Origin of the sequence: Candidatus Latescibacter sp. (assembly GCA_030692375.1) — a bacterium.
Taxonomy (GTDB): domain Bacteria; phylum Latescibacterota; class Latescibacteria; order Latescibacterales; family Latescibacteraceae; genus JAUYCD01.
Genome location: JAUYCD010000060.1, coordinates 1 through 4,568 on the forward strand (window position 1 = coordinate 1; position 4,568 = coordinate 4,568).

2 protein-coding genes are annotated in these 4,568 nt (G+C 53.3%); one reads left to right on the forward strand and one right to left on the reverse strand.

Translation table 11 applies throughout. The features are described 5' to 3' along the window. The first annotated feature begins 360 nt into the window (after positions 1 to 360). Complete coding sequence (locus tag Q8O92_03910) at positions 361 to 2,400, forward strand: heparinase II/III family protein (protein ID MDP2982457.1); 2,040 nt, start codon at positions 361 to 363, stop codon at positions 2,398 to 2,400. Between the two features lie 338 nt (positions 2,401 to 2,738). Here Q8O92_03910 and Q8O92_03915 read toward each other — a convergent pair whose 3' ends face one another. Next, a complete protein-coding gene (locus Q8O92_03915) occupies positions 2,739 to 4,295 on the reverse strand; it encodes a sialate O-acetylesterase (protein ID MDP2982458.1) in 1,557 nt (518 codons plus the stop codon). Between the last annotated feature and the right edge of the window lie 273 nt (positions 4,296 to 4,568).

Consider the following 4,568-nt stretch of genomic DNA (forward strand, 5'->3'; position numbering starts at 1 on the left):
CGGGTTCTGGTCTACGATGGAAAAACTCGAAAATGATTTGTCAACCGCGTTGCTTGAGGTCTCAGAAGATAAAAAAACCATTCAAAAACTGGTGGGTTTCCAATGGGCTATATTTTAATGATTGGTAGCGAATTAGTATTAGATCCTGAAACAAGTTCAGGATGACACGTGTCATGCCGAACTTGTTGCCGCTTCGCGGGAACGATGAAACCGTTGCCGCATGCGGGAACGATGAAACCGTTTCGGCATCTATTTTGAAAAGAAACGAAATAAAATATGTCGTCATCTTTTTAATGTTATTTTACTGAAAGCAGCTCCAGCCTACCTTATTTTCACATTTTCAGATGAGGAATTCAAATCATGCGAATTCATGTATGGGTATTTAGTGTACTCCTGTTTTCCGCTTTCGGGGTAAGCGCCGAGGTTACTTCAAGAGATATGGCGCAATCGATTAGAAAAGACTTGCAGCATCCTTACCTTTACTTTTCCGGGAGTGAGAAACCGGCCCTTCGTGACCGGATCGCGAGCGACCCGGAATGCAATGACATCATGGCGCGGCTCCTGGCTGAATCCAACCGTCTCCTGTATACGCCGGTGGAGAAAACCATTCCCCCTGAGAACAAAGATTCACGGTTCGATACCTCAAGCCCTTACCTCACCATTTTTAACAACTATATCAGCTCTGCGTATAACCTGGCTTTCGTCTATCAGATGACCGGCGAAGAAAAATATGCCCGGAAATCGTTTGAATTCGCCGATGTCATCTGCGATCTGCCCACCTGGGTGATGCGGGCTTGCCAGTTTCCCAAAGCCTATCCGCGGGTCAGCCCCTGGAATGTGCCCGACGACAAGGTTGTGTTTACCTACGATATCATTGCCAGCAGTACAGCGACCTCCATCGCCGCTGTCTACGACTGGCTTTATCCGGCGCTCACCAAAGCTCAGCGCGACCGTATCCGGAGCGGACTCCTGGAAAAGGCAGTGGTTCAGGTGCGCGGCAACTGGGATTACCACTGGTGGGCGACCGCCTACCGCTGCAACTGGTGCGCCTGGTGCTGCGAGGGGCTGGGGCTGGCCTCTTGTGCTCTCATGACCGAAGACCCCCGGCTGACCGATGTGATAGCCGAATGCTATAACCGGATGTCCAGAACTCTCGATGAAGCCGCCCGTGACGGCGGCTGGGAGGAAGGCGGCGGTTACTGGGTGCAGACGATGAAATCCTCAGTGCAGTTTGCGGCAGTTCTGAAACGGCTCACCGGCGGCGCCTATGACTTGTTCAAACACCCGGCGCTGGCGAAAGACCCGGTGAAATACCCGCTCTACCTTTCAGTTCCGCCGGGCAAGTCGGTGAACTTTGCCGATGCCGGGAGCTATCGGCTCGGCTCCACCGGCCTGTACAATAAAATCGCCCGGGAGACCGGAAGCAGGGAAGCCGCCTGGATACGGGCTAACCAGTTCGGCGCGGGCGGCGACATTTTCGACATCCTCTGGCCGAGACCATCGGTAAAGCCCGGACTGCCCGCAAAAACCTCCATTCATTTCCCGTTCATCGACTGGGCAATTATGCGAAGCGATTTCACCGATCCGGGAAAGGTCATGGTGGCATGCAAGGCGGGCCGCAACGGCGATCCTCACCACGGCCACCTCGATGTGGGGCAGTTCATGGTCTATTGGCGCGGCCTGGGATACATCTGCGACCTGGGCAGCGCGATATACGATGAGAAATACTTCGACGCCGAAAAATACGACACACCCCAGGCATCGAGCATCGGCCACAACCTCATCTTTGTGAACGGCGAAAGCCAGATTACCGGGAAGCGGAAAGACCAGCCCCGCGACGACGCCATCGGCGGGAAAATCCTCGAATTCCGACCGGGGAAAGAACGTGATTACACGCTCCTGGATGCCACGAACGCTTACCCCAAAAAGGAGTTGAAAAAATGGCGCCGTCATATCATCCTGGAAAAGCCGGTGACTACCGTGGTGGTGGACGAGGTCGGCTCCGCGAAAGGCGCGGAAATCGAGGCGCGCTTCCATTCCGAAGCAGAGCAGCGGGTGAGGGAAGGTTTCACCCTCCTCCACGGCAGGGAAGGGGACATGGCGCTCATCCCGGTTGTCGAGGGGAAATTCGCCTTCCGCCCGGACAGCCATCCCTACCTGGCGCTCCAGAAGCAGGCGAGCTTCCAGCGGATTCCTTACAATGGGACAGTGCTCAGAGCAGCGAGCGAATCCACAGTCCTCGCACACATAATCCTGCCGATTAAAGATGAAAACGAAGCCCAGGCAGTTGTGAAATCTGCCCGGCGGTCCGGTGACTTCATCCTCTCGTACGAATACCGTGGAAAAAAGTACGAATACCGGTTCCGGAAGGAGGGGGAGGGATTGGTGCTGGAGAAATAGTCTTTTTTGTTGAATTATGATGATGATCTGGCAAAAAAGAATTCCGTAATTATTGTTTAAGACATAAGAACACTATTTAATCTTTTTTTATTGGAGGAAACTCACCCCTTGATCCCCTCTCTTAATAAGAGAGGGGCACGACTACAGCGTTGGTTATTATGCTGATAATACTTAGTTTAAGAAGCAGATGGTTCTCCCCCTCTATTTTCAAGAGAGGGGGTCAGGGGGTGAGTTTTTCAATAGCATAGAATACACAATAAGTCACATAATATTGTCTAGTCATTCTGAAAATAACATTCACTTTGACTTTTTGCCGGATCATCATTCATCCTTACCTCTTAAGGTTTCACCTTTCCCTCGGTAATTCCCTTCCATGAGTCCGTACGGAACGGAGAAGCCGGCAGCCCCGCGGTGTTATAGAGATTGCAATAGGGATTATCCGCCCAGCCGTACCGGACTGCGACAGGTTTGGGGACGTTTTCTGCGGAAACGAGCACTTCTGCGCCCGAAAAACGTGCGCTTGCGGGATGGAAGACCTTGTCCTCCCCGGCGATGGTGAATCCCTGGAGCGGCTCCCCGGCGCGGGTGGTGAGGCCGCCGTCAGTGTTATCAAACCGCAGCCGGATGCGATTCCCGTCTTTTTTCATCGAGCGGTAAACCGGCCCGGAAAAGACAATATTCTGACCGTAGGCCACATGCAGCGCCGCGAGCGACAGGCGGCGTCCTACATCCCATTTATCGTTTGGGTGGATATTGGTGCTGTCGCCGATGTCAATAGATACCGCCATGCCGGTTTTGGGGAGCGAGAGGGTCATGAGCTGGGCCTCGCGCAGCTCGGGCCAGGAGCCCCAGGTATCCACTACGGGGATGGTAGATGTCTTCCAGTTGGCAATCTGCACGTAGAGGAAGGGGAAATCCCCTTCGTTCCATGCCTTGCGCCAGTCTTTGATCATGGTTGGGAACAGGGTGCGGTACTGCCAGGCGCGGACTGAATTTGATTCGCCCTGGTACCAGATCGCTCCCCTGATGCCGTAGGGGACCATGGGGGCGATCATGGCGTTGTACAGACCGGAAGGCCAGTCGCGTTCTCCCGGGGCGCGCGGCGGAAGAGGCATTGGCGGAACCGATCCCTTGCCGCCCTGGGCTTTGGCGAATTCGGTAGATTTACGGTTATATTCTTCCTTCGCTTTCGAGTAGGCTGCTTTCATCCCTTCCAGATCATCGACGATAGGACGGAGTTCCGGTTTGGATTTCAATGCCTCTATCCGGGTCCATGCTTCGGCCACCGAGCCGCCCCAGGAGGTGTGGATCAGGCCGACCGGCACCCCCAGATCCTGGTGGATGGCTTTGCCGAAATAATATGCCACCGCCGAAAAGTTCTTCACCGTCTCCGGAGAACAGGCTGTCCACAGGGGTTTCTTTCCGGGGAAGTCGAACTGCGGCTCTTCCTTTGAAACAAGATTTGTGGAGAAATAGTGCAGATTCGGATAATTGGCTGAGGCGATTTCATGTTCGATTCCGGTCACCTGCCTGATCTGCCACCACATGTTGGACTGCCCGGAGCACACCCAGACTTCGCCGACCAGGACATCTTTGAAAGTGAGGGAATTGTTCCCGGCGACCTTCATCTCGTACGGCCCGCCGGCATCCATCTTTTTCAGCCTGATCATCCAGCGGCCGTCCTTCCCGGCGGCTGTTGAAGCGCTGTTGTCGCCCAAGGTTACCGTGACCTTTTCTCCCGGATCGGCCATCCCCCAGACCGGGAGGGGAATCCCCCGCTGCAAGACCATGGAGTCGCCGAAGATACTTGGCGTCTTGACATCCGGCCATGCCGGGGAAATCGCCAGAAACATCAGCGCCAGCGGAATCAATGCCCCATTCACATACTTTTTCATTGGATGCTCCGTCCTTGTTATTGAGGTTATGGGTGGAGGGTTCATAAAAATTCAAGAGACAATAAACTAAAAATTAGACAGGATTAACAGGATTGACAGGATTAAATCTTGAAAATCTTGTAAATCATGCCAAAAGAGTTTCTTTAATTTTCGGATTGTTTTTGAGCTTCTAACCTTTTTTATCCGGTATTGCCGATAACGTGACTATATTTTGCCGATAGATTGCCGTTAATTCGTAGGAACGTTTTCGCCGTGACGGATCGGCCACGACAA